Origin of the sequence: Kribbella sancticallisti (genome assembly GCF_039530625.1) — a bacterium.
GTDB classification, from domain to species: Bacteria; Actinomycetota; Actinomycetes; order Propionibacteriales; family Kribbellaceae; genus Kribbella; species Kribbella sancticallisti.
Map to the genome: position 1 here is coordinate 325,198 of NZ_BAAAOS010000048.1, position 25,908 is coordinate 351,105.

A 25,908-nucleotide genomic window follows, 5' to 3' on the forward strand; every position below is an offset into this window, starting at 1 on the left:
CAGCGAGCTGAGAGCTGAGCGACGAGGGCTCAGGCGGCCTCCTGGGATCGGGTGGTGAGTTCTTCCGCGGTGAAAGGGTTCTCCTCGCGGGCGTCGGATTCCGCGGCGCCGGACAGGTCGCGCATTTCGACGTCGAGGGGCGCGCCGTGCTCCGCGTGCGGGCGCGGTGGGTTCTTGGTGAAGGACGTCATGCCGCGGGTCAGGTCGTGGCCGACGGAGAAGGCGTCGATGACGGTTCGTTCCTTCTTCTCGCCGTTGTCGACCCACTCGGTTGTTTTCAGGCGGCCGGTGACGACGACCGGGTCGCCACGGCGGACCGAGCCGTTGACGTTCTCGGCGAGCGTGCGCCAGCACTCGACGGTGAACCAGGTGGTGGTCCGGTCGACCCACCCGCCGGTCGCCTTGTCGAACTGGCGTGGCGTGGCGCCGAGCCGGAACGACGCCAGCGCCACCCGTCCCGGCACCTCCTTGAACTTCACCTCGCCGCCGACCCGGCCCTGCACGGTCAGATAGGTCTCTCCGACGCTCATGTCGCACACCTTTCGTCAGGTCACAGAAGTGCTGTCACCAGAGAAGATGCACCGATCGCCACCCGATCCACGGGCTGAATTTCCCCGCTGGGGACAACTGCTATCTCAGGCTTGACTTATATAAGCGATGACCGGCATTCTGGGAGCCGCAGCACCACGCCGAGCCGCAGCGAAACGACCGAGAGGAAACTCCAGTGATCGACATCCTCGAGCACATCAACGCGATCCACCGCCAGGTCAGCGTGACCGGCGAGGAGGTGCGGGTGGTGCTCCGGCGCAGCTACCAGGCCGAGGTCGAGGAGGTCTGGGACGCGCTGACCGACCCCGAACGCATGCGCCGCTGGTTCATGCCGATCAGCGGCGAGCTGAAGGTCGGCGGCAGCTTCCAACTCGAGGGCAACGCGGGCGGCGAGATCCTCGAATGCGAGCCGCCGGAGCGTTTCAAGGTCACCTTCGGCGGCCCGACCAGCCTGGTCGAGATCAAGCTGACCGCGGGACCTGACGACACGACCGAGCTGCAGATGGATCATTCGGTCCCCGCCGAGTACGCGGGCGGCGCCGGCGGCGCGCTCTTCGTCGGACCGGGCTGGGACGGCGGCCTGCTCGGCCTCGCGCTCTACCTCGAAGGGCAGATCGCCGAGGAGGACGACCCCCGGGAGATGGCGAACGCCCCCGAGGCCGTGGAGTTCACCAAGGAGTCCGTCCGCGCCTGGATCAAGACCGTCCGCGAGTCGGGCCTGGCCACAGAAGAGGAGCTACGCGCAGCCGCTGAGCCGGCGATCGCCCAGTTCGCCCCCGGCTCCTCGTTCGACGACTTCAGCTAGCCCGTACTACGAACTGCCGCCACCTGGCGGGCCGCAGTACGCAGCGAAGCGCGGTCTGTCAGGTGGCGCAGTGGATGCACCTGTGAGTGGTCGGGCGGGCCATGAGCCGCTCAGGCGCGATGGGATTGCCACAGAGTTCGCAGCGCCCATACTCGCCGGCCAACAACCGAACCAGCGCATCGTCGAGGTCCGCCAGATGCTTGCGGGCGTCTTCGAGGAACACGGTGGTCTGCGAGCGTTCGAAGGCGATGGTGGAGCCTTCAGGGTCGTGTTCATCATCAGTTGCCACTAGGCGTGCGGCCTCGACGATCGCTTCCAGATCGCGGCTGAGCCCAGCGATTCGTTCCGTCGTGGCCGCGCGGTCGGCCGCCAGCAGCTCGCGCAGCTCCTGATCCCTGTTTCCGGCCATCCCCCCACGATGCCACCATCCGGCAAGTGTCCTCACCGTCACGCTTGGCGGTGTTCGACTACGTGGTCGTCAACAACCTGGTCCGCGGCAGGGGCGGTCCGCCGAGGCGCAGATCCTCATCCGTGACGGCCACCCACACCGACGTCACCGTCTACCGTGTTGCGGGGCGCCACCTGGCGCAGGGGGGCAGCCGCGGGAGGTCAGCCGCGGGCGACGGCCAGCTTGTCCCGGCAGGTCGTGTACGCGTCCAGCTCCTCGCGGGCGGGGGCGACGACGTGGCTGTCGGCTACCTTCTCCAACTCCGACCGGAGGGCCTTGGCGACCAGGCGGGCGCGGCGGTTGGCTCCGCTGGCGGCGAAGAGCCTGCAGGCGAAGGAGACAGCGACGCCCAGAACAGCTCCGCCGATCAACATGATCGTCGCGTACGGGATCCCGTTCCACCTCGGCAGTGGCGGGTCGTTCAGCTGCAGGTAGCCGAAGAACGCCAGTGCCAGCAGCCAAAGTGCGCCGCCCAGTGCCATCAGGAACAGCAGCCACTGCAGGAAGCGCGCTACGCCCCACCACCCCGGAGTGTTGCTGGCGCCGAGGTCCGTGCGCGCTACGGCTTGGTCCAGCTCGTCGCCGAGGGACTCCTCGCGCTTGCGGATCGCAGTACGGACTGAGTCTGCCCACGGGCGCGACAAGCCGGCCGCTGCCTTGTTGGTGATGTTTCGGACTGCTGTGTCCATCCGAGCTCGCTGCACCGGCGTTGCCGCGGGCAACGACGAGCGGGCGATCGACACCTCGTTGGACGCCGACTTCCGCAGCGCTTTGCCTTGTTGCCTCGGCACCTGATCCAGGTGGAGCCTGCGCAGCGGGTCGGGCCGGAACCGGCCGAGCCACTTGGTGACGGGCCAGCCTGTCGCCGAACCAGCGCGCTGCAGGTACGACCGGCGTACGGCCTCGACCACTACCGGGACACCGCTGGCGTCGGCCAGAGCGTCCACCAGTTCGGTGATGTCGGACTTGGCGATCTCAGGCGTTTTCGCGTTGCCACACTGGCTTGCCATGCGGTCAGCGACGCGGTCGACGTCCGCTGCCAGCCGCTCCCGCGCGGCCCGCTTGGCGTTGACCCGCTTGACCAGCAAGCCCCGCAGGTCGTCCAGCCCCGCGCCACTCACCGCGGAGGTGGCGACGATCGTGGGGTTCTTGAGGCCGTCCGACTTCAGCAGCCGGGTCAGGTCGCTCATGCAGCTCTTCCGCTGCTCGTCGGTCAGCTTGTCCGCGTGGTTCAACGCGAACGCCATCACCGACGAGTGCGACGCGAACGGCTTGATGTAGCGGTTGTGCAGCGCCGCATCCGCGTACTTCTGCGGATCGACCACCCACACCAGTACGTCGACCAGTTCGACCAGGCGATCCACGATCAGCCGGTGCTCGACCTCGGTGGAGTCGTGGTCGGGCAGGTCCAGCAGGACCAGGCCGTCCAGGTCCTCCGACTGCGCGTCCTCCAGCGAGCTGCGGTGCTGGACCTGGTGACGGCGCGGGATCCCCAGCCAGTTCAGCAGTTCACCGGCGGGCTCCTCACCCCACACACAGGCCAGCGGCATCGAACTGGTCGGGCGGCGGGTGCCGATGGCGGCCAGATCCAGCCCGGTAAGCGCGTTGAACAGTGACGACTTGCCGGACCCGGTCGCACCGGCCAGCGCCACCACGGTCAGATCGCCGGACATCCTGAGCCGTTGCCCGGCCCGGTCCACAATCTGCGAGGCCTCGCTCAGGACCACCTGGTCCAGGCGTCCCCGGCCGGCCTCGGCGGCGTCCTCGAGCGCCTCGATCTTCGTCAGGACATCGGTAGAACCCCTCACCAGGCCCTTGACCGTATCCACAAGTCCCGTCACGTGCAGTCCTCCACCGCGCGCGCGGCCTCCGTCAGTAGCCTGGGTGCGTCGGGATCGACCGGATGCTGGTCGAGCACAGCCAGGTAGCGGGCGAATTCGGCATCCATCAGGGCATGAACCCTACCGTCAAGATTCTCACGCGCCTTGGCGGCCAGGCTGCGCACGGCCTGGTCGCCGAAGATCGCCTCGAGCAACTTCTGGCCGACCACCGCGGTCCCGGCACCGACGCCGAGCTCCGCGCCGGTCGGGATCCCCGCAGTACTGGCGAAGACGACGACCATCAGCGACAGCCCGAGGCCGTTCACGCCGTACGAGAGGATGCGGGCGGTCGAACGCTTGTCAGCGCCTTCCTTGCGCACAAGTTCGAGCACGTAGCCCTGCCACTCGCGCACTGCCCGGCTCGCCTCGGCGGGGAACTCCTTGGACATCCGGCCCATGTCACGGTCGCCGGAGGCAAGCAATTGCCGGCCGGCCGCCGTGGACTGCCAGGACTCCTCGGCCCGCTCGGCGGCCGCCTCGGCGTGCTCGCGCAGCAGCGACTCCAGGCCGGACTCCACCGCGTCGTTGAGGTCCCGGGTCGGCGGCGGCTTCCCGACGACCGCAGTACGGACCTTGTCGCGGATGCGCCCGACGTTGGTCTGCAGACCCTTGAGCAGCTCACCGGTCCCGACGAACTCCTGCCAGCGTGCGAGCACCTCGCCGCGCAGCATCGTGCCGTCCTGGGTGGCCTTGGCGACATCCTTGACGGCCCGGTCGTACGCCGTCTCGGCCGTCGACCGGAGCTCCACCACCGTGTCGGCCTGGGCCCGGACGGCCTTGGCGAACGCGGGGGTCTTCTTCGTCATCGCGGTGACCGCGCCCTGCAACGTCCGCCGTACGACGGCCGACCGGGCCTCGGCGTCCGCCGCCAGGTCAATCAGCCAGTCCTTGATCGAGGCAACCACCTCGGACGGCAGCATCCCGTTGCTGTCGACAACGGTCTCCTTGATGGAGAACAGCGGCGAGTCCCCCAGGCCACGCTCGAGCAGCATCTGTGCGAGGTGCCCGGTGATGTCGTCGATCGTGTCGGCTGGCGCGCGGTCGAGCACCACGGCAACCGCCGTACTGCGGTCCGACGCGCTCTGCAGGAACTCCCACGGCACGGCATCGGCGTACCGGGCGGCGGTGGTCACGAACAACCACAGGTCCGCCGCGGCGAGCAACTGGGTGGCCAGATCGCGGTTCGCCTCGACCACGGAGTCGATGTCCGGCGCGTCGAGCACCGCGAGCCCCGGCGGAATGGTGTCAGCGGCAACCAATCGGATCTGCCCGGGATCCTCCGTCCCACCCGGACTGTCCCCACTGGACCGCGCCATCCCCGGCAGCACCCGATCACCGGTGAACCACTCGGCGTCGGCCGGGTTGTGGATCAGGACGGGTGAGCGGGTGGTCGGCCGGAGCACGCCCGGCTCGCTGACAACCTGCCCGATCAAGCTGTTCACCAGAGTCGACTTGCCGGCCCCGGTCGACCCGCCGACCACGGCGAGCACGGGAGCCTCGAGCTGCACCAGGCGAGGCAGGATGTAGTCATCCAGCTGATCCAGCATGACTTTCTGCTGCTGGCGCGCCTCGTCGGCCCCCACCACATCCAACGGCAACATGCTGGCCGCGAGCGCACCACGCAGCTTCATCAGCGCGGTGATCAGCGCCATAGCCGCCTGCTCAGTAGCCTGCTCCTCAGCCGACTTCTCACGCACCACAACCGCGGACTCGGCTTCACCCTCAGAGCCAGACTCCCCTACCGCACCACCACCGGCCTCACCGTCGGCGGCAGCATCACCCGCAACTTCGGCTCCGGCCCCGGCTTCGGCTTCGGCTTCGGTTTCGGTTTCGGTTTCGGTTTCGGCTGCAGGATCGCCCGCGGAATCGCTGTTGGCTGCGGCAGCTTCTGCGTCTGGGTCGTCTTCTGCTTCGGCGGCGGCTTCGTCAGCCTCAGCTTCGGCTTCTGCTTCGGCGGCGGCTTGCTCAGACACGCTGCTGTCGGACGGGTTGCTGTCCTCGTCGGCGGCTTCGTCAGCCTCTGCTTCGGCTTCTGCTTCGGCGGCGGCTTGCTCAGACACGCTGCTGTCGGACGGGTTGCTGTCCTCGTCAGCGACGGGCTCCGCAGAGCCCTCGCCGTCAGCACTCACCTCGGCGACAACGCCGGCCTCGTCACCGTTGGCGGCAACTACCTCGCGATCGGACGCCGCATCCTCGGCCAACGCCGCATCCTCAGACGCCGGATCGGCCGACGCTGCCTCATCGGAGACGTCCTCACCGGAGGCCACTTCCTCGGAAGCTGCTTCCTTGGCAGAGGCTCCCTCGACGGTTGCTGCCTCCGCGGCTGCTTCCTCCACCTCGGCGTCGTCTGCGGCTACAGCCTCCGGGGCGTCCTCGGGTGCTACCTCAGCGTCAGCGGCCGACTCGGCATCTGCCTCTGCGGCGGCGGGCTCTACGGTCGCCTCATCCTGACCCTGGACCTCCGCGCTGACCTCCTCGCCAGCGACGTCGATCTCCTCGTCGGGGGCGCCGGCCACCTGGTCAGCGTCGTCAGCGGTCAGCTCCGAGTCCGCCGTCTGCGACTCAGCCTCGTCCTCGGCCTTTGTCTCCGCAGCGCCTTCCGAGGTGGACCCAACAGCGGCGTCGGCCTGCTCGTCCTCCGCAGCGTCATCGCCAACGGCCATCGCCTCGGCGACGTCGTCCTCCTCGGCGAGGTCATCCTCGGCGACGTCGTCCTCCTCGGCGAGGTCATCCTCGGCGACGTCGTCCTCCTCGGCGAGGTCATCCTCGGCGACGTCATCCTCGGCAGCATCCGCCTCGTCCGGAGCTTCGGCGGTCGCCTTCTTCTTTGCGCCTGATTGTTTCGGGAGACCGATGATGATCTCGCCGTACTCCAGCGGGAAGCCGTCCGGTGACTCTTCCGGCTCGTAGGTAACGCCTACCTTCGGCTGGTCGTCTGCGGACTCAGCCTCGGACTCGGCTACGGTCGACACCTCGGCAGCGTCCTCCGCAAGCTTCTCGTCGGCGAGATCCGCAGCAGGCGTCTCCTCAGCAGGCCCAACAGATGCCTCGGCAGGTGTCTCTGAGGCATCCTCGTCAGAGACAGCTTCCTCCGAAGCAGCCGGCTCAGCTTCGGCTTCCTTGTCAGCTACCTCGGCATCTGCCGTCGCAGCTTCAACATCCGTTGCCTCAACCTCGACCGGCGCCGCGTCAGCTACCTCCGGCTCCGGCCCAGCCTCCGCGGGCTTCCCGGCCGGGACCTCAGCAACCGGCGCGGCAGCAACCGCCGCCGGCGCGGGTTCCGGAGTACTAGAAGCCTTGCGTTTGCGGCGGCGCCAGAAACCCTTGCCCTTGGCATCGGGTTCGGTGATCAGCTTCGCCAGCTCGTGGGCAGCCTGATCCTGGGCCGGAACCTTCGGCTCTCCCGAACGCTCCGAACCCTCCCCAGCTGCTGACCTGGTGTCAGCCACGGCTACCGTCCACGAGCACAGAGTGCCCGTTCGGACGGCGCAGAAGCAAAGTCATCTTCATCCCCGTTTGGCGGCGTGGACGGGTGGCAGTCACTGCGACGGTGGATAGGGACCGTATCCTCCGGGCGGTCCGGGTGGACCAGGGGGTCCCGGTGTGTAACCGGGCTGGGCCCCTGGGTAGCCGTTCTGGCCCGAGGGATAACCCGACTGAGGCTGTGCATAACCCCCTCCTCCAGGCGGGTACCCGCCGGCCGGCGGTCCACTCTCGAGCTGCGGCTGACCGAGCGGAACCCGTGGTGGCCCGGCCTGTGCGAACGCCGGCATCGGCGGGAACGGCACGCTCGGGCGCCGGGCCCGGAGCTCGTCCAGCAGTTTCTTCTCGGTGGCGAGCGCTTCCGGGCCGATCACCTGGCGGACGATCTTGTCTCGCAGGTAGGCCAGTTCGGTCGCGTTCTGCTGGAACGCCTTCGCCGCGGCCTCGGCCTGGGGGCCGTACCGCTTGGCGTTCTGGCGGAGCGCCTTGCGGCCGCGCAGGGTGGCGATCAGCGGCACGTCCTGCGGGCTCAGCCAGCCGAACCGCACGTAGTCGTACAGCCGGGACGCGATCATCTGTCCCTCACGGGACCGCATCACCAGGGCGAACACGACCATGCCGATGAAGATCGGCACCATCAGGAACAGGTAGACGGTGATGAAGCCGCCGCCTCCGGCCCAGCTCGCGCCGCCGTTCCAGAGCCCGTGGGCGAGCACCGCCGCGAGGTACCCGACGATCGGGGCGAGGTAGCGCACCGCGGTACTGCGGTGCCGTACCGCGATGCCGATCCCGATCGCGGTGAACGAGGTGAAGAGGGGGTGGGCGAACGGCGAGATCAGTCCGCGGATCACGAACAGCACGAACGCGCCGCGCAGTCCCGCGTCGCTGCCGGCCTCTTCGGACAACTCGTTGAAGATGCGGCCGTAGTACAGGATGTTCTCGGTGAACGCGAAGCCGACGCCGACCATGCCGGCGTACACGAGGCTGTCGAGGATGCCGTCGAACTCCTTGCGGCGCAGCAGCGCCAGCAACAGGATGATCGACCCCTTCGCGAACTCCTCCACCGGTGGCGCGACGAACACCGCGGACCGGCTGCCACCGCTGCCGGACTCGTGCATCCACTCCGACACCTGGGTGTTGATGAAGATGGCCGCCAGGGTCGCGATGAACGCGCCCCAGCACAGGGCCACCAGAATGTACTTGGTCGGCTCCGGTTCGTAACGGTCCAGCCACAGGTACAGCGCGATCACCGGGATCACCGGGATGAACGCGAAGGCCAGCCCCCACATGAACCCGCCGGCGCCGGTGGACTGCGCCACGATGGCGAAGATGCCGAGCCCTGCGATCGCGAAGGCGACCGCCACGATGACACCGATCAGGATGCCCTGGTTCCGCCGCTGACCGGGCACCGGATGGGTGCCGAGGGTGTTCGGCTGCGGGTACTGCCCGGGCGCGCCGACGGCCAATCCCGCCGGTTGCGGCGACTCGGGCGTACCTCCTGAGGGGTAACTCATGCCCGCAGCCTAGTTGTAGAGCCCTCAACTCGGCAGGACCGGCCACTCGGCGTTACCGGGATGGAACGACAACCTTGTACTTCGCAGTAGCCAAACCCCGTCCGTACTCCGTACGCGACGCGAGGGGAACCGGGGAGCGTGATCGGCCCCCCATCTGAGAGACTCTGATCCGTGCCGCGGCCCAGCCCCGGCCATGCGCCCGTAGCTCAGCTGGATAGAGCGTCGGACTTCTAATCCGTTGGTCGCAGGTTCGAATCCTGCCGGGCGCGCCATGTGATGTCTCAAGACATCGGCGACAGCTGAACCCACGATTCGTGGGTTCAGCTGTTGGTCTGTTTGGGGTGTTTGCGGGTGGGGCCGGGTGGTTTCCCGGTGGGTTGGTAGTCCTTGGTGGGGTCGAGGATCAGGTCGCGGAGGAGTTCGCCGGTGGCGGCGTCGACGACTCTGATCTGGAGGTCCTGGGCGAGGATCAGGACATGGGTTCGGGCGTGGGTTCGGCCGATGCCGATGTGGTGGAGCCGGCCGTTGACTCGGAGGGTGACGACGCCGGTGTGGTCGACGCGGTCGGTGCGGACCCGATGATGGATTTCGCCGGTCCGGTCGCTGCTGGGTTCGGCCTTCGGGCGAGCGTGGTAGGTGGTGGCGGGGGTGGCTCGGTGCGGCAGGGACCGGTGCGGGCGGTGCTGGTTGTAGAGCTCGGTGAAGGTGTCGAGCAGCGCCTGGAGCTCGGTGATTGAGGCCGGCTGGACGGGTTGGGCGCGTAGCCACTTCTTCAGGGTCTGCTGGAAGCGTTCGACTTTCCCGCAGGTGGTGGGATGGTTGGGCCGGGAGTTCTTCTGGGTGATGTTCAGTTTCCGCAGTTCGGTCTCGAGGCCGTTGCGTGACAACACCGCGGCGTGGTGGTGCTCAAGGTGCCAGCCGATGGTCTCCGCGCCGGCGTCCAGCCCTGCCTCGGCCAGCTGTTTGCGCAGCGTGAGTACCAGCTCGACCGTCGCCGCCGGCGTGGCCCGCGGGGACGTCGTCGGCCGCCGGCTGCGTGGTTCGAACGCCGCCTCACCCTCGACCAGATACCTGGCCTTCAGCTTGTAGACCCAGGCCCGATGGACCCCGTAGCGCGCGGCGACCTCAGCCGCGGTCTGACCCTCCACGACCAGGGAGGTGATGACCAACCGAGCCTTCGACATGCCCGAGCATCCAGCCCACCCCCCGCTGTCGCCGATGACCCGAGACACGTGTCGCCTATGTCTTGAGACACCTGTCGCCTATGTGTTGAACCACAACACTGCCGGGCGCGCCATCCCTGACCAGGATCCTCGTCAGCCGGCTCATCGAGAAGTGGTTCGGGGTCGCCGGGCTCGAGGACACGACTCGGGAACGCTACGGAGGGTTGAACGGCCCGCGATGGATCCTGCTGGCAGCGGCGTATCTGCGAGGGCAGAAGATCGGGAGCACGTACTGACCTCGATGGTCATCCGCTTCGACGTGGGGATCTACGACGGCCTGTGCGCCTTGCTCGACGTGACCCTGTCACCCGGCCTACGCACGTACGATCTGTCCAACGGCGGCATCGAACTCCCCCAGTCTGGCGGCTTCCTCACCCCGTATGCGGCGCGACTCGAGAAACTCCAGCAGGACATCGTCTCTGGCCGGATCGACGTGCCGAACGCGCCAAAAGGCCTCGTTGGTTCACCCGCAGTCGACGCCGCAGCAGGGCCGGGCTGCCCATGAGGGTTGTGACCCGGCATTGTTGCGAGGTCGTCTTCAGTCGCCCGCCCAAGTGGCCCATCGAAACCGGGGCCGAATGGCCCACCGATCGCGGGCCACGACTGCGTACGGTCGAGGCGAACCCAGCACAACGACCACTGCAAGGACATTCATGCGTGCCATCACTGTTCAGGACCGCGAGGCCGGCGACTACGGGCTGTCCCTGACCGAGCTGCCCGATCCCCACGCCGCCGAGAACGACGTCATCGTGCAGGTCCATGCCGCCGGCTTCACCCGAGGAGAGCTGGACTGGCCCGGCACCTGGACCGACCGTGCCGGCCGCGACCGCACGCCAAGTGTCCCCGGCCACGAACTGTCCGGTGTGGTCGTCGAGCTCGGCTATGGCACTACCGGTCTCACGGTGGGTCAGCGGGTCTTCGGGCTGACCGACTGGGCTCGCAACGGTTCGCTCGCCGAGTACGCCGCCGTGGAGGCCCGCAATCTGGTACCGCTGCCCGCCGGCGTCGACCACATCGCCGCGGCCGCCCTGCCGATCTCCGGCCTGACGGCCTGGCAAGCGCTGTTCGACCACGCTCACCTGCAGGCAGGCCAAACCGTCCTCATCCACGGCGCCGGTGGTGCCGTCGGCTCGGTCGCCGTACAACTCGCCCTTGAGACCGGAGCCCACATCATCGGCACCGGCCGGGCCTCCGACCGGGACCTTGCCGGCACCCTGGGCGTCCACGAGTTCCTCGACCTGGACGGCGACCGCCTCGAGGACGCCGGCGAGATCGACGTGGTGCTCGACGTGATCGGCGGCGAGATCCGCGACCGCTCCACCGCCCTGTTACGCCCTGGCGGCACCCTCGTCACCATTGCCGATCCGCCTACCATCCATCCCCGCGACGGCCGGGCCATCTTCTTCGTTGTCGAGCCCAACCGCGAACAGCTGGCGCAGCTGGCCGCTCGCCTCCGCGATGGGCGGCTCACACCGCTCGTCACGGCCGTCCGCGACCTGGCCGGCGCCCCCGACGCCTTCGCAGAGCGCACGCGCGGCAGGATCATCATCACGGTGAAATGACACGGTTATCGGGAAGCCCGGGACACAGGAAATGGCACCAATCCGGCACGCCCGCACGCTCCAGCGGATGCCACGGACGTCGTGTGCGGCATTCGCGCCATCCAGCACCGCCCCTGCTCCGAGCAGTCCGATGAGACCCCTTGTGATGTCTGATCGCGGCGCGTGCCGGTTCGGGCACCCGTAATTACTGCGGCGTTTGGTCAACTTCGGGTCCCACGAGGGCATCTAACAGGTGTCTCAAAGGGGGGACTTATTGTGAAATTGATTCACGCCATCCGTAAGCCGATTCGCCGACCGATCCGCACCGCCTTTGCCATCCTGGCCGTTGCCGCCATCCCGGCGGGCGCGGTCGCTGTGCCGGCGTTGGCCGGCCCGTCCAAGGCAGCAGCGGGCGCCACGACCACCGCTGCTGCCACCAGCAAGTGCCCCACCGGCTGGGGCTCATTGCCTGAGGCAAGCAAGTTCCGCGGCTCCGGGCTGCTGACGAATGTTCGGACCGGTCGGCACGCGTGCTTCGATCGCATCGTGTTCGACGTCAAGGGAAAGCCGTCCTGGTTCCTCGTGCGCTACGTGAAGGATGTCTCCACCGTGGGACAGGGCAAGCCCGTGCCGCTGCGCGGAGGCGCCAAGCTGGAGATCATCCTCTCGGTGCCGTCGTACGACGACACGGGCCGCAGCACGTACAACCCGGCGAACTACAACGAACTGACCAACGTGCGCGGCTACCGGACCTTCCGGCAGGTCGCGGATGCGGGCAGTTTCGAAGGCGAGACCACGATCGGGCTCGGCGTCCGTGCCCGCCTTCCGTTCCGCGTCTTCACCCTCGCCGGCCAAGGCTCCACCAGCCGCATCGTGGTGGATGTCGCCCACCGCTGGTAACACTCGAGTCCCTGGACCTGCTGCCTCTGCGCAGCAGGTCCAGACCCATGTCCCCCTCGGCCCGAAGCCGAACTGGAATCACCGGCCGAATTGACAACTTCAATCCCCCTCGGCGCATCTAACAAGTGTCCTAAGGGGGCATCGTGAAGTCTTTTCACACCGTCCGTTCTGTCAATCCCCGGCTACCAATCCGCGCCACGTGCTCGCATTCGCCGCCGTACCGGTGGGAGCGGTCGCTGTCCCGGCGATCGACGGCGCCGACTCTGCACCGACTGACCTGTTCCTGTCGTATCCGACACCTCTGCACGGGGCTTCCGGTCTGACTCGTCACCTGCGAGGGCTGGAACGGCGAGGGCTGGAACGGCGAGGTCTACCTCAGCAACCCCGTCGTCATCGCCGGACCGAAGCCTTGACCAGGCGATCCCGTCAGCGCAACGTGGAACGTGGTACGCGGAGACCGTCGGGGATGGGACATGACTGGATCGCCGCGGCGCCACAGTGAAGCGGCTGTTCGTGCGCGGTAGTCCTACCGCCCAGCCCGGGGAGGTCACCATGCTCAGCAAAACTTCTGGACGACGGGTCGCGGCGGCGGCTGCGTCATTGATCGGGCTGTTCGCGGCTGTCGCGTTCGCAGGCCCAGCCTCAGCGGAGGCAGAGCAGTCCTACTTCTTCGAGGAAACCGCTTCAGCCTTCTGGGCGGTACCGCACCAGTGCGCCGATGGCACCACGGTCCAGGCGACTCTGTTGGTCATCACCACGCGCGACTTCGAGGCACCCGAGACCGAGGACGCCGACCCGACGGCCAGAGTGCAGTACCAGGCCGTCTGTTCCGGTAGTTCCTTCAGCTGGGTCGGGATCTTGCCGGCGACCATCACCAGCACCGAGAACCTGAAGAGTGTCGACGCCACCGGCTCGGGAACCGTCAGGGACAACTCCGGTGTGTTCCACCAGGTTTCCTTCGATGTGACCTACACGGCCGTCGGTCCGCTGGAGACAGAGGTCGACTCGAATGTGGCCGAGGGCTTCTCGGTCAACACCAGCACCCGCAAGGAGCGGGAAGCGGTCGCAGACGGTCTGGTGATCTTCGACGGCACCGTCCTGGTCGACGGTGCCAACAACCACCCGACCCGCCCCGCCCCGTTCATCCGCACCGACGAGGAGCGGACCACCCGTATGCCGTAGCAGACATCTCATCTGTGGGTTTCCTGGAACGACGACACCTCGAGGGCATCGCGCGTCGATGACTACGGGTGATGAGCATCCGCGTGGCGGAGTCGTTCTCTGTTCGAGTGCCGCGGCAATTCGCCGAGACATCGCCGACCCGAACATCGCGGTGGCCAGCAGGACGTTTCCAGAATGCCGACGGCATAAGCCCTTGCCACCAGTTCCGCGCGGGACTGCGCGTCAGTCCTGCGGAACATGCTGGTCAGATGGTGGGCAACCGTATCGGCGCTGAGGTGGAGCAGCCGGCCGATCGCGGGGTTCGGTAGTCCGGTCGCTGCCAGGACCAGCACGTCAACCTCCCGCTCGGTCAAGTGCTCCTTATCGCAGCAGCAGCCAAGCTGATTTTCCATTTCCGGCACGCTTCCGCCCCCTTGCCGGCGCAGGCGACGACGCCACTCACCCCGCACTGTCCCCACTGTCCAGTCTGCGGCTCCTTGTTGGTACTGGTGGAGCCCCGGTTTGCAGCTTGTTGCAGTGACCACCGCGCCGCCCAGCTCGGCAGAAACATGCCGACAGGTCTACAGAAGTTGAGGATGTGGATCTTGGTCGTCGGCTGGAAGGTGAGCGAGTCAAAGCCCGATCGACAGGGGGAACACTCATGTGGAAATCGCCTGCCCGCCCAGTGCGACGGCTACTGGTCCTGACCTTGCTCCTCATCGCTGCCGTCGTGCTGCCCAACTCGCCGGCCGGTGCCGCCACTACGGTCCCGAGGCAGCACGAAGGCTCAGACCAAACCCGCGCAGCAACCATCGCAACGCACCAGCGGCCACCCCTCGCCGGGGCACCCGGCATCGAGTTGGTGCCCGCCTTCGACGACGACCTTCCGAAGGGCAAGGCCACCTTCGACGTCCCGGCCAAGACGGCCGGAGCGACGGCTGCCTGGAGTTGCTCCGTCTACGTGTCGGATCCCGTCCGGTCGTACTACGACATCGAAGGCGAAGGCGACCAGATATGTTCTGGCACCGGGTGGTCACCGCAACGCCTGGCTATCAGCGTTCAGCGCCAACGCTGGTACGGCTGGCAGACTCTCGACACCGAGTACACGGCCTACACCAGCGCCTACTGGGTAAGCGATGTCATGTGGTACGACTGCTACAACAGCGGCACCTGGACGTACCGTGTAGTTGTCACCGGCTATGCGGCCGGTGGCCGATACGGCAAGACGGTGCAGTCAGCGAACTACTTGCGCACGACCTGCTAGTCGAGGAGACCACCGTGGCACACGGCGCAGTCCGGCGGAGCGGACAGTTACTCGGCTGGCTCCGGCTCGAACTCGCCGGAGCGCGGATCGGCATCCGCGAGCGGCTAGGTCGGCTCCGTCACCGAAACCAGGCAGCCGGCCCGCGCCCCGACCGGTACATCCCGGCCTACGACCCCCGGCTTCCCCGCGGCCAGGCAACCCACGGCCCAGACGACTGACCACCACTCTCAATCATCTGGGCGAGGTCGCTCGGCGGTTGACGAAGCTTGAGCACGTCCTGCAAGCAACTCGGGCCTCAACAGGCGCCGGGAGGCGAGGTACTGCGCCTTGCTGGGCAGTACCTCGCCGGTGGCGGGTGTCAGTTGTCGGGGGTCAGGCGTACTCGGCGGAGGAGTTGAGCGTTGAGGGCTACGACGATGGTTGAGGCTGACATGAGTACGGCGCCGATGGCTGGGCTGAGGGTGACGCCTGCCCAGGCCAGGACGCCTGCTGCTAGTGGGATAGCTAGCACGTTGTAGCCGGCCGCCCAGGCCAGGTTTTGGATCATTTTGCGGTAGGACGCCTTCGAGAGGCGGATGACGCCGGTTACTCCGCGCGGGTCGGATGAAGCCAGCACTACTCCGGCTGATTCGATTGCCACATCGGTGCCGGCGCCGATGGCGATGCCGACGTCGGCGCGGGCCAGGGCCGGTGCGTCGTTGACGCCGTCCCCGACCATCGCGACGGTCAGGCCGCGGGCCTGCAGTTCGCTGACGGCCTTGTCCTTGTCGGCTGGGAGGACCTCGGCGAACACCTCGTCGATGCCGTCACGGAAGCCGAGGTCGGCGGCGACCGCGCGGGCCACCGGCTCAGCGTCGCCGGTGATCATCACGATCTTCTCCACCCCGATGGCGCGCAACTGCTCGACTGCCTGCCGGGCCTCCGGGCGGACCTCGTCCTCGAGCGCGACCGCGCCGACGATCGACGTACGGTTGCCGTCGAGCTTCAGCAGATAGAGCACCGCCGCTCCCCTGCTCGACCACTCGTCGGCCTGCTTGGCGAAGTCCCCGGTCACCTGGACGTTCAACTCCCGCAGCAGCGCCGGTCCCCCGACGGCATAGCTCGTGCCGTCGACGACTGCCTGGACACCTCGCCCAGTCAACGACCGGAAGTCAGTCGCCTTGCCGCGCGTACTGCGCTCGTCGGCCGCTCGGACGATCGCCCGAGCCAGCGGGTGCTCGCTGTCGGACTCCACAGCACCAGCGATTCGCAGTACCTCGTGCTCGTCGCCGGCGACGCCGGTGACAACGTGCTCGCCCTTGGTCAGGGTGCCGGTCTTGTCGAACAGCACGGCCTGGACGGTCCGCATCCGCTCGAGCGCGAGCCGGTCCTTGACCAGGATCCCGGCCTTGGCCGCGACCGCGGTGGACAGCGCGATCACCAGCGGGATGGCCAGCCCGAGGGCATGGGGGCAGGCGATGACCAGGACGGTCACGGTTCGCACGACGGACTCGTCGAGGGTGCCGAAGGCCCACCACGCCAGGAAGGTGATCGCTGCGGCAGCGGTGGCGATGTAGAAGAGCATCGCGGCGAACCGGTCAGCCAGTACTTGGGCGCGGCCGCTGGATTCCTGTGCCTCGGCGACCAGCCGCTGGATACCGGCCAGGGCGGTGTTCTCGCCGACCGCGTCGACCTGGACCCGGATGGCCGAGTCAGTGGCCACGGTGCCGGCCACCACGCGGTCGCCGACGCTTCTCGACACCGGCCGCGATTCGCCGGTGATCATCGACTCGTCGAGTTCGGCGGCGCCGTCGACGATCGCGCCGTCAGCCGGTACCCGGGCGCCGGAGCGGACCAGGACGACATCGCCGACGCCCAGTTCGCTGATCGGCACCGAGGTGATCTGGTCGCCCACCACACGCTCTGCCTCGTCGGGCAGCAGCGCCGCGAGGGCCGCGAGAGCGCCCTGGGCTTGCCCGATCGCCTTCATTTCCTGCCAGTGGCCCAGCAGCATGATGGTGACCAGGGCAGCCAGTTCCCACCAGAAGTCCAGGTCGAACGTGCCGAGGCTGGTGGCGAGCGACGCGACGTACGCGACGGTGATCGCCATCGAGATCAGCAGCATCATGCCCGGCGCCCGGTCGCGGGCCTCGCGGACGCCGCCGACCAGGAACGGCCAGCCGCCGTAGAAGAACACGAAGGTCCCCAGCACCGGGCCGACCCAACTCATGCCCGGGAAGTCGAGGGTGTAGCCGAACCAGTCCATCACCATGTGGCTGGTCGCCACGATCGGCAGCGTGAGCAGCAGGCTCAGCCAGAACTTCCGCCGGAACATCTCCGGGTCGTGCCCGGCGTGCTTGTCATGCCCGCCATGCGCCCCGTGACCGCCGTGCTCGGCGTGACCACCGTGCCCGGCGTGCGCGCTGTGATCGGCGTGGGCCTCAGTGGCCACGTGGCCGTCATGGCCGGGCTCGTCGTGCTGACCGTGCTGACGGTCCGCCTGCGATGCGTTGGTCGCCTTGTCCATGGCGAGATTCCTTTCGCGGGTCGGTGGGCGGCCAGTGCCGCCACCACCTCGCAACACGATACCCCATGGGGGTATTCCGTCAAGCGAGAAATATTTCGGCGAAATCCTGATCGCCGCGGTCAGGCAGTCGCCCGCAGGCCCGCCAGCGTGACGGCGACGAGGCGACGGACAGCCTCCTCCGAGGTCAACTCGCCGGCCGCGGCCAGCGCGTGCAGGCAGTAGGAAGCGAGTTCCGCCGGCACCACGTCCGCGCGAAGTCGACCTGCCGCGGCCGCGCCGGCGATCACGTCGCGGAAGAGATCGACGAGTTGCCGCTGGGCGGCGCCGACATGCTCCTCCCGGTGCAGCAGCGCGGAGAGTTCCTCGGTGCCATGACGCCCTCGGTGGTGGCAGATCATCGCGTATCCCTCGAGTACCGCCTCGAGTTGCCGGCCAGGGTCGGGGGCGCGGTCGCGCAGTACGGCCAGATGCGCGAGGTGGTCGCCGACATGCCGGTCGTGGTTCGCGACGAGGATCGACTCGACGTCGGGGAAGTACTTGTACAAGGTCGCCCGCCCGACACCAGCGCGCTCGGCGATCTGCGACATCGTCACCGCCAGTACGCCGTACTCGGCGGCCAGTTTCCAGGTGGCGTCGAGGATCGCTTCGCGTACAGCCAGGCGGTGCGCCTCGATCGTGTCGTTCCACAGCTTCGGCATCCCTTGAGCATACGCATCGACGCACTATCGACAAGTTGTATTGATATGTACATTGTGTCTCATAAAAGCACACCAACTCCGGAGGCCGCGTGATGTCCGATCCGTCCAGTCGTACTACGCCTCCTGGCGCGCCACGCTGGGTCAAGTGGACCCTGGTGATCATCGGCGTCCTGGTGGTGCTGTTCGTCGTCGCGCAGATCGCCGGCGTCGGGGGCGAACACGGTCCCGGACGGCATGGCGCCGAGTTCGTCCTTACCACCGCAGCTCACGAGGGTTCCTGGCGATGACGCCGCGCCCCGGCGTACGCAAAGCGGTCCTGGTGACGCATGTGACGACCTCGGTGGGGTGGCTAGGAGCGGTCGCGGCCTATCTGGCGCTCGACTTGACCGCGGTGTTCAGCGCGGATCCTTCGACCGTGCGAAGCGCCTACGTCGCGATGGGCCTGATCGCCGAGCGGGTCATCGTCCCGCTCGCGTTGGCCGCCGTGGTCGTCGGGGTGATCAACGCGCTCACTACGCCGTGGGGCCTGTTTCGCCACTACTGGGTGCTGCTGAAGCTGTTGCTCACCTTGTTCGCCACCACGATCCTGCTGATCGAGTCCCAGACGATCAGTTCGCTGGCCGACGCCGCCGCGTCCGGCGATGATCCGCGGGGGTTGCCGGGTACGTTGCCGCACTCGATCGGCGGCTTGGTGGTGCTGTTGATCGTGTTGATCGTGTCGGTCTACAAGCCGCGCGGCCTGACGAAGTACGGATGGCGGCAGCAGCAGCGCGGCCGGCGGGAACCAGCGCCCTCGCCCTGACGACGGCGAGGGCGAGGGCGGCGGCGCGTGCCGAAGCGCGCCAAGTGCGTTCCGGCACGCGCCTGTGCGCCAGCGAGTCCGTCAGCCGGCCGGGATCTGTCCCAGCAGGCGCTTCAGAGTCGCGATCTCCTTGGTCTGACTGGTTTCGATCTTCTTGGCCAACTCGATCGCGGTCGCGTTCTTACCGGTGCTCTGTTCGGTCTTGGCCATCGCGACCGCGCCCTCGTGGTGTTTGATCATCAACTGGGTCCACATCCGGTCGAACGCCGAACCGTCGGCGTTGCCGAGGTCCGACATCTCGTCCTCGGTCATCATGCCGGGCATCGGCTCGCCCCCGTGCCCGCCGTGGTCCGGCGTCGGGACCGGTTCGCCCCAGCCGACCAGCCAGGCCGTCAACTGCTTGATCTCGGGATCCTGCGCGGCCTTGATGCTGGTCGCGAGCTTCTTCACCTCGGCGGTGGTGGCGAGGTAGCCGGCCATGTTGGCCATCTGGATCGCCTGCTGGTGGTGCGGGATCATGTGGGTCGCGAAGTCGACGTCGGCGTCGTTGTGTTCGCCGGCCGACGCGGACGCCGTACCGGTCGCTGAGGTGGCCGGCTTGTCGCCGTGGTTCATCCCCGGCATCGAGCCGGAGTCGGAGTCATCGCCACAGCCGGCCAGGGCCACGGCGGAGATCAGGACCAGCGCCGTCGAGGCAGCACTGGTCCACTTCGGGTGTCGCATCATCATCGTCCTTGATTGTCGAAGCTTCGTCGGTGTCCGCGAAGGCGGGCAGCACGTATCAGGGCGCGCTCATCCGCCGGCCCGAGCTCAGGTCCGTAGTACGCACAGCTTCGACAGCGATGGTTGCAGCCAAGGTGGCGAGCGGCTCGGCAACCGCAGGCGATGCACCGGCGCACCCCGGCCGACACTGAGCGCTGCCTTCCGCCGAACGGCGGCCAGCACCACCCAGGCCGCGAGCGCCAGAGCGGTCAGAACAGCCAGGCACACATCCATCGCGTGATGCCCGGACTCGTCGACCGCTCCGACAGTGACGCCAATTTGGGCTGCGAGCGGAGGATGTACTGCGCTCGGCCGGGTCGCCGCCGTGGTGTGCACGTGGTCAGCGGTGGCCACGTTCGCGAGACTTGCCATGCCGTGCGGCAGCGCGATGGTGGCGTCGTGGTTTCCGGTCAGTCCGTGCATGGCGAAGACGCCGGCCAGCAGGCCGACGACGGTGAGGAGCCTGGCAGGCCCCCACCGCAATCTTGCGCCTCCGATGTTCACCACGCCCTTACGGTATCCACCGGCGGGCGAGCGCTGTCCCCTCCCCTGCTCGCCGGCGAGTGCCGGCGAGCCAGGCGAGAGGTTTCTTGCTCACTTGGACGCGGCGGCTTCGACGGGAGCAGGTGCTTCCTCTGCCGCGCGCTGGGTGCGGAGCCAGATCGCGGTGAGCACGGCGCCGGCGGCGGCGATCACTGCCGCACCGATGAAGGCCGCGGAGTAGCCATCGGTCAGCGATCCGACGTCGCCGAGACGATCGGCGCCGTTGGCGGCGGCCACAGCGGTCATCGCGGCCAGGCCGAGCGCCGAGCCGATCTGGTAACTGGTGTTGACGATGCCCGACGCCAGGCCGCCCTCCTCCGGGCGAGCCGATGACAGCGCGATCCCGAGGCTGGGGATGAACGCCAGCGACATCCCGGCCGCGGCGATCAGCGACGCCGGGAGAACGTCGACCCAGAACGATCCGTTCGACCGGATCAGGGACAGCCCGGCCAGCCCGGCGGTCAGGATCGCCATACCGGCGACCAGCGTCTTCTTCGGGCCGATCGCGGCGATCAGCCGGGGTGCGACGACGATCATGCCGAGCATGATGAACGTGGTCATCGGCAGCAGCGCCGAGCCGCTGGGGAACGCGCTCAGGCCGAGGACCTGTTGCAGGTACAGGTTCAGGAAGAACCACATCGGCACCCAGGCCGCTCCCAGCAGGAGCTGGGCCACGTTCGCCGCGGCCAGGTTGGGAGACCTGAAGATCGCCAGCCGCATCAACGGCTCACGGCGCTTGGCCTGGATCGCGACGAACAGTGCCAGCAGTACGACGGCCGCCGCGCCGGCCAGCAGGGTCTGTCCTGAGGACCAGCCGACCTCCGGTGCCCGGACGATCGTGTAGACCCCCGCGCCGAGACCCGCGGTCACGGTCAAGGCGCCGACGAGGTCGATCGAGCCTCGCCGAGCCGGTGCCGCAGGCATCAAGGCCGGGGTTGCGAGCAGCGCGATCGCGGCGATCGGGATGTTCAGGAAGAACACCCACGGCCACGACAGGTACTCGGTGATGACTCCACCGAGGAACACCCCTGCGGTACCCCCGGCCGGTGCCGCGGCGCCGTACAAGGCGATCGCCTTCGTCAGTTCCTTCGGGTTCGCGCCGAACAGCATCATCAGCAGCGTCAGGGCGGACGGTGCGATCAGCGCCGCGCCGACCCCTTGGACTGCCCGGCCGGCGAGCTCAGTACCGACGCCGGACGCCACGCCGGCCACCACCGAGCCGACCAGCAGCACCGCCCAGCCTGCCGCGAAGATCCGTCGCGCGCCGAGCAGGTCCGACAACCTGCCCCCGAGCAGCAGCAGGCCACCGAACGCGACCACGTAGGCGTTGAAGACCCACGACAGGTTGCCCGGGGTGAACCCGAGCTCGGCCTGCATCCTGGGCAGCGCGACCCCGATGATCGACGTATCCATGATCACCATGAACTGCGCCGCGGCGATCAGCCCCAGCGCCCACCAGCGCCGCGATGACGCCGGTGCACTCGATGTGCTCATTTCATTACTCCTTACCCGTATGGGGTATCGATCGAGCCGACATGTCTCCCGAGTGAGGGATCGTCGGATTGCCAGTACCCTAGGGGGGTATCCTATTTTTGGCAAGGGCCGATGGCCGCGGTTCCGCCGATAGGCTGGCCGGTAGGCGATCGTGGAGTGGACGGAGAGACGGCGTGACGGAGCAAGCGACGCACGGGTACATCGAGGACAAGGACGCCTATCTGCGGCGTCTCAAGCGGATCGAGGGGCAGTCGCGCGGGCTCCAGCGGATGGTGGAGGACGAGAAGTACTGCATCGACATCCTCACCCAGATCTCGGCGATGACGAAGGCGCTGGAGTCGGTCGCGCTCGGTCTGCTCGACGACCATCTCGCGCACTGCGTCGTCGACGCCGCAGCGGCCGGCGGCCCGGAAGCGGACCGAAAGCTGAAGGAGGCCTCCGAGGCGATCGCGCGCCTGGTGCGTTCCTAGAAGCACCTGCACCGCCCGTTGTGGCGCACGTCACATCCCAGGCGGTCACATTGGCGGGGTCGTCCTCGTCAGGTGGTCGTCAGTGCAACGGGAAAGGGATGTCATGAGCACAGCGGTTGAGGGACTTCGTAGTGACTTTGGTGGGGACATCATCGAACCGGGCGCAGCGGAGTACGAGGCGGCCAGTCGGTCGGTGCTGGTTTCGGGGCGGCCGGCGTGGGTGTTGCGGCCCGCGAGTGTCGAGGATGTGCGAGCAGGAGTGAGATTCGCCGCGGACACAGGGCTTCGGCTGGCGGTGCGAGGCGGAGGCCACGGGTTCCCGGGCTTCGGCACGAACGATGACGGCGTCGTCATCGATCTGAGCAAGTTCGCGGCCGTGGAGATCATCGACGAGGACCGCCACCTCGTACGGATCGGCGGCGGCGCCACCTGGGGTCAGGTCGCGGCCGCGCTGGCCCCGCACGGGCTGGCGATCTCCTCGGGCGACACCAGGGGCGTCGGGGTTGGCGGGTTGACGTTGACCGGGGGCATCGGCTGGAAGGTCAGGAAGTACGGCCTGGCAATGGACAACGTGGCAGCCGTGGAGATGGTGACCGCCAACGGAGACGTCGTACGGGCGAGCGCGGAGGAGAACCCGGACCTGTTCTGGGCGATTCGCGGCGGCGGCGGCAACTTCGGGATCGTGACCTCGTTCGAGTTCCTGGCCCACCCGACGACAGACGTCTTCTTCGGCAAGATCGCGTTCCCGGCTGCGGAACTGGCGGGCGTACTCCAGGGCTGGGCGGACTACCTCCGTACTGCGCCCGAAGAGCTCACGTCGATCGCGACCTTCGCCAACCCCTTCGCCGGTGGGCCCGAAGCTCCGCTCGAGATCCTCGTCGCCGTCGACGGCGATGACCCGGACCTCGCGGCCCAGGCCCTCGACCCGATCCGCCGCCTGGGCACGGTCATCGACGACGACGTCGCGCTGACGCCGTACGCGGACATCCTGGTGGATGCACCGACGCCGCCGCCCGGCTTCAAGGTGGTCACCCGAGGCGCGTTCGTCGACAAGGAATCGGTCTCCGAGGCCCTACGGATTCTTGCCGAGATCGGTACGTCGGAGCGGTCGCCGGCCATCGCCGTACGCAGCGTCGGCGGAGCGGTGTCGCGGGTTCCGGACAACGCCACCGCCTACGCGCATCGCCACGCGGAGTTGATGTTCGTGACCGCGACCGGAGGCCCGGAGCCGGTCGTCGAGGAGGCTCGTCCAGGACTCGAAGCGATCTGGGCGAGACTCACGCCTCACCTGAGCGGCGCCTACGCGAACTTCGTAGCCTCCGCCACCGATGAGGATGTCGCCGCGATCTATCCGGCGCAGACCTATGAGCGGCTCGCCGCGGTCAAGCGTGAGTACGACCCCGGAAATCTGTTCGCAGGCAACCACAACGTCCGGCCCTAGGCCGCAGGACACTAGGTGGTCGCGACCGGGCGGTAGCGCACGTTCACGGCGGCCGAGGGGTCGTCGCCGACGAGCAGGTCGAGGCGGACCGGTACGCCGCCGGGGTTGTCGAACAGGCGGATGCCGTCGCCCAGCAGGACCGGGGCGATGTGCAGATCGATCTCGTCGAGCAGCCCCCGTTCGAGGAGTTGCCGGCCGATGGAAGGCGAGAAGACCTCGAGGTTCTTGCCATCGGCGGCTTTCAGGCCGATCCGGGCCGCTTCGGCGACATCGCAACTGAGGAAGGTCACGCCGTCGGTGGCCGGGGCGTCCTCGGGGTGGTGCGTGAGGACGAACACGGGTCCATGCCAGGCGCCGCCGTAGATCCCGCCGGCGTCGGGGAAGGCGTCGAAACCGTCCCGGCCTCCGAGTACTGCGCCCGTCGTCTCGGCGTACTCCTCGACCAGGCCGGCGCGGTGCGACGTCCCCGCCATCCAGTCCATCCCGTGCCCCGGCCCCGCCACGAATCCGTCCAGGGACATGGTGAAGTGCCAGAGCACCTTGCCTGCGGCGGTCTGCCGTTCCATCTCTTCCATCGTCGGTCCTCTTTCACACGAGTTCGTCTATCCAGCGATCCAGGATGGATATCGCGTCTTGTCATGGAGACGAGTGAGGCGCCTAGAACTCATCGGCGCTCGTGCGTTGAATAGTTCGGCTCAGGCGCGGCGGCCGGTCGCCAGGAAGTCGAGCGTACGGCGCATCAGCAGTGCGGCCGCCTCCTTCTCGTAGGCAGGTAGCGAGGAATCGGCGAACAGGTGCTCGTTGCCGGGGTAGAGGAAGAGTTCGGCCTGGTCGGTCGAGGCCAGCAGGGCTCGGGCAGCACCCAGGTCGCCATCTTCCTCAGCGAAGAAGGGGTCGGCTTCCATCGCATGGATCTGGACAGGGACTGACTCCGGCCAGGACTCACTGAACTCCGAGACCGGGATGCAGGAGTGGAACAGCAGCGCTCCCCTGACGCCGGGTCGGGTCTGGGCCAACTGCTGAGCAGGCATGCCGCCCAGCGAGAAGCCCGCGAAGACCAGAGCATCCGGCAGTCCCTCGGCGGCGGCGATTCCTCGATCCTTGACCACCTCGAAGCCGGTACTCCGGGCGTACGCCAGGCCTTCGTCGAGGGTGTCGAAAGTCTGGCCTTCGTACATGTCGGGCGTGTGCACGGTATGGCCCGCCTGACGCAGTTCGTCGGCGAAGGCCCGTACTCCGTCGGTCAGCCCCTGCGCGTGGTGGTACAGCACGACCTCGGCCATCGTCTGCTCGCTTTCGACGCGAATGATCCAAATATCTCGAACAATCCGCGATGCTAGTCTCATTCGATCATGGCGATCAATAGCCCGGTCCCGGACTACGAACTCGACGAGACCACCGAGCTCACCACGGTCGCGCAGGTGCGGGCGATCAGCGATCCGCTGCGAACGACGATCCTCGGCCTGCTGCACGAGCGCGCCGCGACCGTGACGGAACTGGCCGCGGCGGTCAAGCGCCCGAAAAGCACCGTCGCGCACCACGTCAAAGTGCTCGCCGACGCGGGCCTGCTGAAGGTGGTCCGGACCAGGCGCGTTCGAGCGATCGAGGAGCGGTACTACGGCCGCACCGCGCGGATGTTCTACGTCGGACTCGGCCGGCACGTCGACGGGGTCGACCTCCCGCCGGACTTCAACGACTTCGAGGTCGCCGCCAAGGAGTCGGTCGCCGCCTACGAGGCCGGGCAGATGCGCTCGTTCATCCGGCACGCGCGGATCTCCGCGGAGCGGGCGGCCGAGTTCTGGCAGCGGATCGACGAGGCGATCCATGAGTTCGACCGGCTGCCGCGATCCGGCGAGACGGCGTACGGGTTCACGGTCGGGCTCTATCCGATGCTCGACTATCCGGTGCTGCCGCCGAAGTCGGACGACCAGGGCTCACGCAGCCTCCACGAACAACAAATCGCGCCGCCGAGTTGGCCGCCCTGGACGCGATCCCCAGCGAGTGAGCCCGCCGGAGCCGGCCCGCTGTCGAGCGACGGCGGGCCAGTTTCCGACCGTAGGCTGAGCAGCCACGAGGCTAGACGAGGGTCGACGGAGGAGATCAGTTGAAGTTCGCTGACGAGCTGAGTGTGATCTCGGGCTATCTGGCGCGGCGGGACGTGGAACAACTCACCGAGCCGGCGGACTTGCTGATTCTGATGGGCAGCGCGGTGCTCGAGTCCGTCGAGGTGACCGCCGCCGCGTGGCACGACGGCGTCGTACGGCGAATCCTGGTCAGCGGCGGGATCGGTCACTCGACCCGGCACCTGCTCGAGAAGGTCGGCGAGGAGGATCCACGGCCGGAGTCGCACATCTTCCGCGATCTCCTGGTCGACACCTTCGACGCCGACCCCGCGGCTATCACCGTCGAGGACCGGTCCAAGAA

General features: G+C 67.8%; 26 protein-coding genes, 1 tRNA gene and 1 pseudogene. 14 read left to right on the forward strand and 14 right to left on the reverse strand.

Translation table 11 applies throughout. The annotated features are described in order from the left end of the window. Positions 1–29: 29 nt before the first annotated feature. On the reverse strand, positions 30–530 hold the full coding sequence (locus tag ABD255_RS30905) for a single-stranded DNA-binding protein (RefSeq protein ID WP_344220260.1): 501 nt from the start codon (positions 528–530) through the stop codon (positions 30–32). A 194-nt stretch (positions 531–724) separates the two neighbouring features. Between ABD255_RS30905 and ABD255_RS30910 the strand changes: the two genes are divergently transcribed. Next, the gene (locus ABD255_RS30910; RefSeq protein ID WP_344220262.1) at positions 725–1,354 is read left to right on the forward strand and encodes an SRPBCC domain-containing protein; all 630 of its coding nucleotides are present in this window, start codon (positions 725–727) and stop codon (positions 1,352–1,354) included. 58 nt (positions 1,355–1,412) lie between these two features. Here the strand turns inward: ABD255_RS30910 and ABD255_RS30915 are convergent, their stop codons facing one another. The 4 genes from ABD255_RS30915 to ABD255_RS30930 form a co-directional block, all read right to left on the reverse strand. Next, positions 1,413–1,763: a TraR/DksA family transcriptional regulator gene (locus ABD255_RS30915; RefSeq protein WP_344220264.1), complete on the reverse strand. Its 351-nt coding sequence runs from the start codon at positions 1,761–1,763 to the stop codon at positions 1,413–1,415. A 200-nt stretch (positions 1,764–1,963) separates the two neighbouring features. Then, the gene (locus ABD255_RS30920) at positions 1,964–3,643 is read right to left on the reverse strand and encodes a GTPase (protein ID WP_344220266.1); all 1,680 of its coding nucleotides are present in this window, start codon (positions 3,641–3,643) and stop codon (positions 1,964–1,966) included. Then, positions 3,640–7,131: a dynamin family protein gene (locus ABD255_RS30925; protein WP_344220268.1), complete on the reverse strand. Its 3,492-nt coding sequence runs from the start codon at positions 7,129–7,131 to the stop codon at positions 3,640–3,642. The genes ABD255_RS30920 and ABD255_RS30925 overlap by 4 nt, the downstream gene beginning before the upstream one ends. 90 nt (positions 7,132–7,221) lie before the next feature. Further along, positions 7,222–8,679 (reverse strand): PrsW family intramembrane metalloprotease, encoded by a 1,458-nt coding sequence (locus ABD255_RS30930; RefSeq protein WP_344220270.1) that lies wholly within the window; start codon positions 8,677–8,679, stop codon positions 7,222–7,224. A 195-nt stretch (positions 8,680–8,874) separates the two neighbouring features. On the opposite strand from ABD255_RS30930, the gene ABD255_RS30935 reads away from it, so the two are divergent. Further along, a tRNA-Arg gene (locus ABD255_RS30935) sits at positions 8,875–8,951 on the forward strand. A gap of 48 nt (positions 8,952–8,999) precedes the next feature. Here ABD255_RS30935 and ABD255_RS30940 read toward each other — a convergent pair. Next, positions 9,000–9,863: an integrase core domain-containing protein gene (locus tag ABD255_RS30940; protein WP_344220272.1), complete on the reverse strand. Its 864-nt coding sequence runs from the start codon at positions 9,861–9,863 to the stop codon at positions 9,000–9,002. 280 nt (positions 9,864–10,143) lie between these two features. Between ABD255_RS30940 and ABD255_RS30945 the strand changes: the two genes are divergently transcribed. The 4 genes from ABD255_RS30945 to ABD255_RS30960 all read left to right on the forward strand — a co-directional run bounded on the left by ABD255_RS30945 (position 10,144) and on the right by ABD255_RS30960 (position 13,525). Then, positions 10,144–10,407 carry a hypothetical protein gene (locus ABD255_RS30945; RefSeq protein ID WP_344220274.1) on the forward strand — a complete coding sequence of 88 codons (264 nt, stop codon included), beginning with the start codon at positions 10,144–10,146 and terminating at the stop codon, positions 10,405–10,407. A gap of 148 nt (positions 10,408–10,555) precedes the next feature. Beyond that, positions 10,556–11,464, forward strand: a complete 909-nt coding sequence (locus tag ABD255_RS30950) for an NADP-dependent oxidoreductase (protein ID WP_344220276.1) — start codon at positions 10,556–10,558, stop codon at positions 11,462–11,464. 255 nt (positions 11,465–11,719) lie between these two features. Then, positions 11,720–12,343 (forward strand): AMIN-like domain-containing (lipo)protein, encoded by a 624-nt coding sequence (locus ABD255_RS30955; protein WP_344220278.1) that lies wholly within the window; start codon positions 11,720–11,722, stop codon positions 12,341–12,343. 552 nt (positions 12,344–12,895) lie between these two features. Continuing rightward, positions 12,896–13,525 carry a hypothetical protein gene (locus ABD255_RS30960; RefSeq protein WP_344220280.1) on the forward strand — a complete coding sequence of 210 codons (630 nt, stop codon included), beginning with the start codon at positions 12,896–12,898 and terminating at the stop codon, positions 13,523–13,525. 62 nt (positions 13,526–13,587) lie between these two features. On the opposite strand, the gene ABD255_RS43890 is transcribed toward ABD255_RS30960, so the two are convergent. After that, positions 13,588–13,917: a response regulator transcription factor gene (locus ABD255_RS43890; RefSeq protein ID WP_425554577.1), complete on the reverse strand. Its 330-nt coding sequence runs from the start codon at positions 13,915–13,917 to the stop codon at positions 13,588–13,590. 248 nt (positions 13,918–14,165) lie between these two features. Here ABD255_RS43890 and ABD255_RS30965 point away from each other — a divergent pair, with 248 nt between their 5' ends. Together ABD255_RS30965 and ABD255_RS30970 are read left to right on the forward strand one after the other, a co-directional pair. Beyond that, positions 14,166–14,768 (forward strand): hypothetical protein, encoded by a 603-nt coding sequence (locus tag ABD255_RS30965; protein ID WP_344220282.1) that lies wholly within the window; start codon positions 14,166–14,168, stop codon positions 14,766–14,768. 14 nt (positions 14,769–14,782) lie between these two features. Continuing rightward, positions 14,783–14,986 (forward strand): hypothetical protein, encoded by a 204-nt coding sequence (locus ABD255_RS30970; RefSeq protein ID WP_344220284.1) that lies wholly within the window; start codon positions 14,783–14,785, stop codon positions 14,984–14,986. Between the two features lie 140 nt (positions 14,987–15,126). Here ABD255_RS30970 and ABD255_RS30975 read toward each other — a convergent pair whose 3' ends face one another. Continuing rightward, positions 15,127–17,274 carry a heavy metal translocating P-type ATPase gene (locus ABD255_RS30975; protein ID WP_344220286.1) on the reverse strand — a complete coding sequence of 716 codons (2,148 nt, stop codon included), beginning with the start codon at positions 17,272–17,274 and terminating at the stop codon, positions 15,127–15,129. Positions 17,275–17,393: 119 nt separating this feature from the next. After that, positions 17,394–17,972, reverse strand: coding sequence for a TetR/AcrR family transcriptional regulator (locus tag ABD255_RS30980; RefSeq protein WP_344220288.1), 579 nt, complete (start codon positions 17,970–17,972; stop codon positions 17,394–17,396). A gap of 92 nt (positions 17,973–18,064) precedes the next feature. Here ABD255_RS30980 and ABD255_RS30985 point away from each other — a divergent pair, with 92 nt between their 5' ends. Then, positions 18,065–18,259: a hypothetical protein gene (locus ABD255_RS30985; protein ID WP_344220291.1), complete on the forward strand. Its 195-nt coding sequence runs from the start codon at positions 18,065–18,067 to the stop codon at positions 18,257–18,259. Beyond that, the gene (locus tag ABD255_RS30990; RefSeq protein WP_344220293.1) at positions 18,256–18,774 is read left to right on the forward strand and encodes a DUF2269 domain-containing protein; all 519 of its coding nucleotides are present in this window, start codon (positions 18,256–18,258) and stop codon (positions 18,772–18,774) included. The genes ABD255_RS30985 and ABD255_RS30990 overlap by 4 nt, the downstream gene beginning before the upstream one ends. An 81-nt stretch (positions 18,775–18,855) precedes the next feature. On the opposite strand, the gene ABD255_RS30995 is transcribed toward ABD255_RS30990, so the two are convergent. The 3 genes from ABD255_RS30995 to ABD255_RS31005 all read right to left on the reverse strand — a co-directional run bounded on the left by ABD255_RS30995 (position 18,856) and on the right by ABD255_RS31005 (position 21,573). Next, positions 18,856–19,497 (reverse strand): DUF305 domain-containing protein, encoded by a 642-nt coding sequence (locus tag ABD255_RS30995; RefSeq protein ID WP_344220295.1) that lies wholly within the window; start codon positions 19,495–19,497, stop codon positions 18,856–18,858. Positions 19,498–19,584: 87 nt separating this feature from the next. Next, on the reverse strand, positions 19,585–20,043 hold the full coding sequence (locus ABD255_RS31000) for a DUF6153 family protein (protein WP_344220297.1): 459 nt from the start codon (positions 20,041–20,043) through the stop codon (positions 19,585–19,587). 87 nt (positions 20,044–20,130) lie between these two features. After that, a complete protein-coding gene (locus ABD255_RS31005) occupies positions 20,131–21,573 on the reverse strand; it encodes an MFS transporter (RefSeq protein ID WP_344220299.1) in 1,443 nt (480 codons plus the stop codon). Between the two features lie 173 nt (positions 21,574–21,746). Here ABD255_RS31005 and ABD255_RS31010 point away from each other — a divergent pair, with 173 nt between their 5' ends. Together ABD255_RS31010 and ABD255_RS31015 are read left to right on the forward strand one after the other, a co-directional pair. After that, positions 21,747–22,043, forward strand: coding sequence for a metal-sensitive transcriptional regulator (locus ABD255_RS31010; RefSeq protein WP_344220301.1), 297 nt, complete (start codon positions 21,747–21,749; stop codon positions 22,041–22,043). 103 nt (positions 22,044–22,146) lie between these two features. After that, on the forward strand, positions 22,147–23,484 hold the full coding sequence (locus ABD255_RS31015; RefSeq protein WP_344220303.1) for an FAD-binding oxidoreductase: 1,338 nt from the start codon (positions 22,147–22,149) through the stop codon (positions 23,482–23,484). Between the two features lie 11 nt (positions 23,485–23,495). Here ABD255_RS31015 and ABD255_RS31020 read toward each other — a convergent pair whose 3' ends face one another. After that, positions 23,496–24,059, reverse strand: a complete 564-nt coding sequence (locus tag ABD255_RS31020; protein ID WP_344220305.1) for a dihydrofolate reductase family protein — start codon at positions 24,057–24,059, stop codon at positions 23,496–23,498. Positions 24,060–24,179: 120 nt separating this feature from the next. Then, positions 24,180–24,767, reverse strand: coding sequence for a dienelactone hydrolase family protein (locus ABD255_RS31025; RefSeq protein WP_344220307.1), 588 nt, complete (start codon positions 24,765–24,767; stop codon positions 24,180–24,182). Positions 24,768–24,836: 69 nt separating this feature from the next. Here ABD255_RS31025 and ABD255_RS31030 point away from each other — a divergent pair, with 69 nt between their 5' ends. Together ABD255_RS31030 and ABD255_RS31035 are read left to right on the forward strand one after the other, a co-directional pair. Then, positions 24,837–25,592 (forward strand): helix-turn-helix domain-containing protein, encoded by a 756-nt coding sequence (locus ABD255_RS31030; protein ID WP_344220309.1) that lies wholly within the window; start codon positions 24,837–24,839, stop codon positions 25,590–25,592. After that, positions 25,589–25,908: pseudogene (locus ABD255_RS31035) on the forward strand (YdcF family protein); the annotation flags it as partial. The gene ABD255_RS31030 and the pseudogene ABD255_RS31035, both read left to right, overlap by 4 nt.

Bases quoted from the DNA above. Each gene is read 5' to 3' on its own strand.
- ABD255_RS30960 (WP_344220280.1), top strand. From the start codon at position 12,896: ATGCTCAGCAAAACTTCTGGACGACGGGTCGCGGCGGCGGCTGCGTCA.
- ABD255_RS30905 (WP_344220260.1), bottom strand. From the start codon at position 530: ATGAGCGTCGGAGAGACCTATCTGACCGTGCAGGGCCGGGTCGGCGGC.
- ABD255_RS30975 (WP_344220286.1), bottom strand. From the start codon at position 17,274: ATGGACAAGGCGACCAACGCATCGCAGGCGGACCGTCAGCACGGTCAG.
- ABD255_RS31030 (WP_344220309.1), top strand. From the start codon at position 24,837: ATGGCGATCAATAGCCCGGTCCCGGACTACGAACTCGACGAGACCACC.
- ABD255_RS31005 (WP_344220299.1), bottom strand. From the start codon at position 21,573: ATGAGCACATCGAGTGCACCGGCGTCATCGCGGCGCTGGTGGGCGCTG.
- ABD255_RS31020 (WP_344220305.1), bottom strand. From the start codon at position 24,059: ATGGAAGAGATGGAACGGCAGACCGCCGCAGGCAAGGTGCTCTGGCAC.
- ABD255_RS31015 (WP_344220303.1), top strand. From the start codon at position 22,147: ATGAGCACAGCGGTTGAGGGACTTCGTAGTGACTTTGGTGGGGACATC.
- ABD255_RS30990 (WP_344220293.1), top strand. From the start codon at position 18,256: ATGACGCCGCGCCCCGGCGTACGCAAAGCGGTCCTGGTGACGCATGTG.
- ABD255_RS43890 (WP_425554577.1), bottom strand. From the start codon at position 13,917: ATGGAAAATCAGCTTGGCTGCTGCTGCGATAAGGAGCACTTGACCGAG.
- ABD255_RS30965 (WP_344220282.1), top strand. From the start codon at position 14,166: ATGTGGAAATCGCCTGCCCGCCCAGTGCGACGGCTACTGGTCCTGACC.
- ABD255_RS30995 (WP_344220295.1), bottom strand. From the start codon at position 19,497: ATGCGACACCCGAAGTGGACCAGTGCTGCCTCGACGGCGCTGGTCCTG.
- ABD255_RS31025 (WP_344220307.1), bottom strand. From the start codon at position 24,767: ATGGCCGAGGTCGTGCTGTACCACCACGCGCAGGGGCTGACCGACGGA.
- ABD255_RS30945 (WP_344220274.1), top strand. From the start codon at position 10,144: ATGGTCATCCGCTTCGACGTGGGGATCTACGACGGCCTGTGCGCCTTG.
- ABD255_RS30985 (WP_344220291.1), top strand. From the start codon at position 18,065: ATGTCCGATCCGTCCAGTCGTACTACGCCTCCTGGCGCGCCACGCTGG.
- ABD255_RS30940 (WP_344220272.1), bottom strand. From the start codon at position 9,863: ATGTCGAAGGCTCGGTTGGTCATCACCTCCCTGGTCGTGGAGGGTCAG.
- ABD255_RS30950 (WP_344220276.1), top strand. From the start codon at position 10,556: ATGCGTGCCATCACTGTTCAGGACCGCGAGGCCGGCGACTACGGGCTG.
- ABD255_RS30980 (WP_344220288.1), bottom strand. From the start codon at position 17,972: ATGCCGAAGCTGTGGAACGACACGATCGAGGCGCACCGCCTGGCTGTA.
- ABD255_RS30915 (WP_344220264.1), bottom strand. From the start codon at position 1,763: ATGGCCGGAAACAGGGATCAGGAGCTGCGCGAGCTGCTGGCGGCCGAC.
- ABD255_RS30930 (WP_344220270.1), bottom strand. From the start codon at position 8,679: ATGAGTTACCCCTCAGGAGGTACGCCCGAGTCGCCGCAACCGGCGGGA.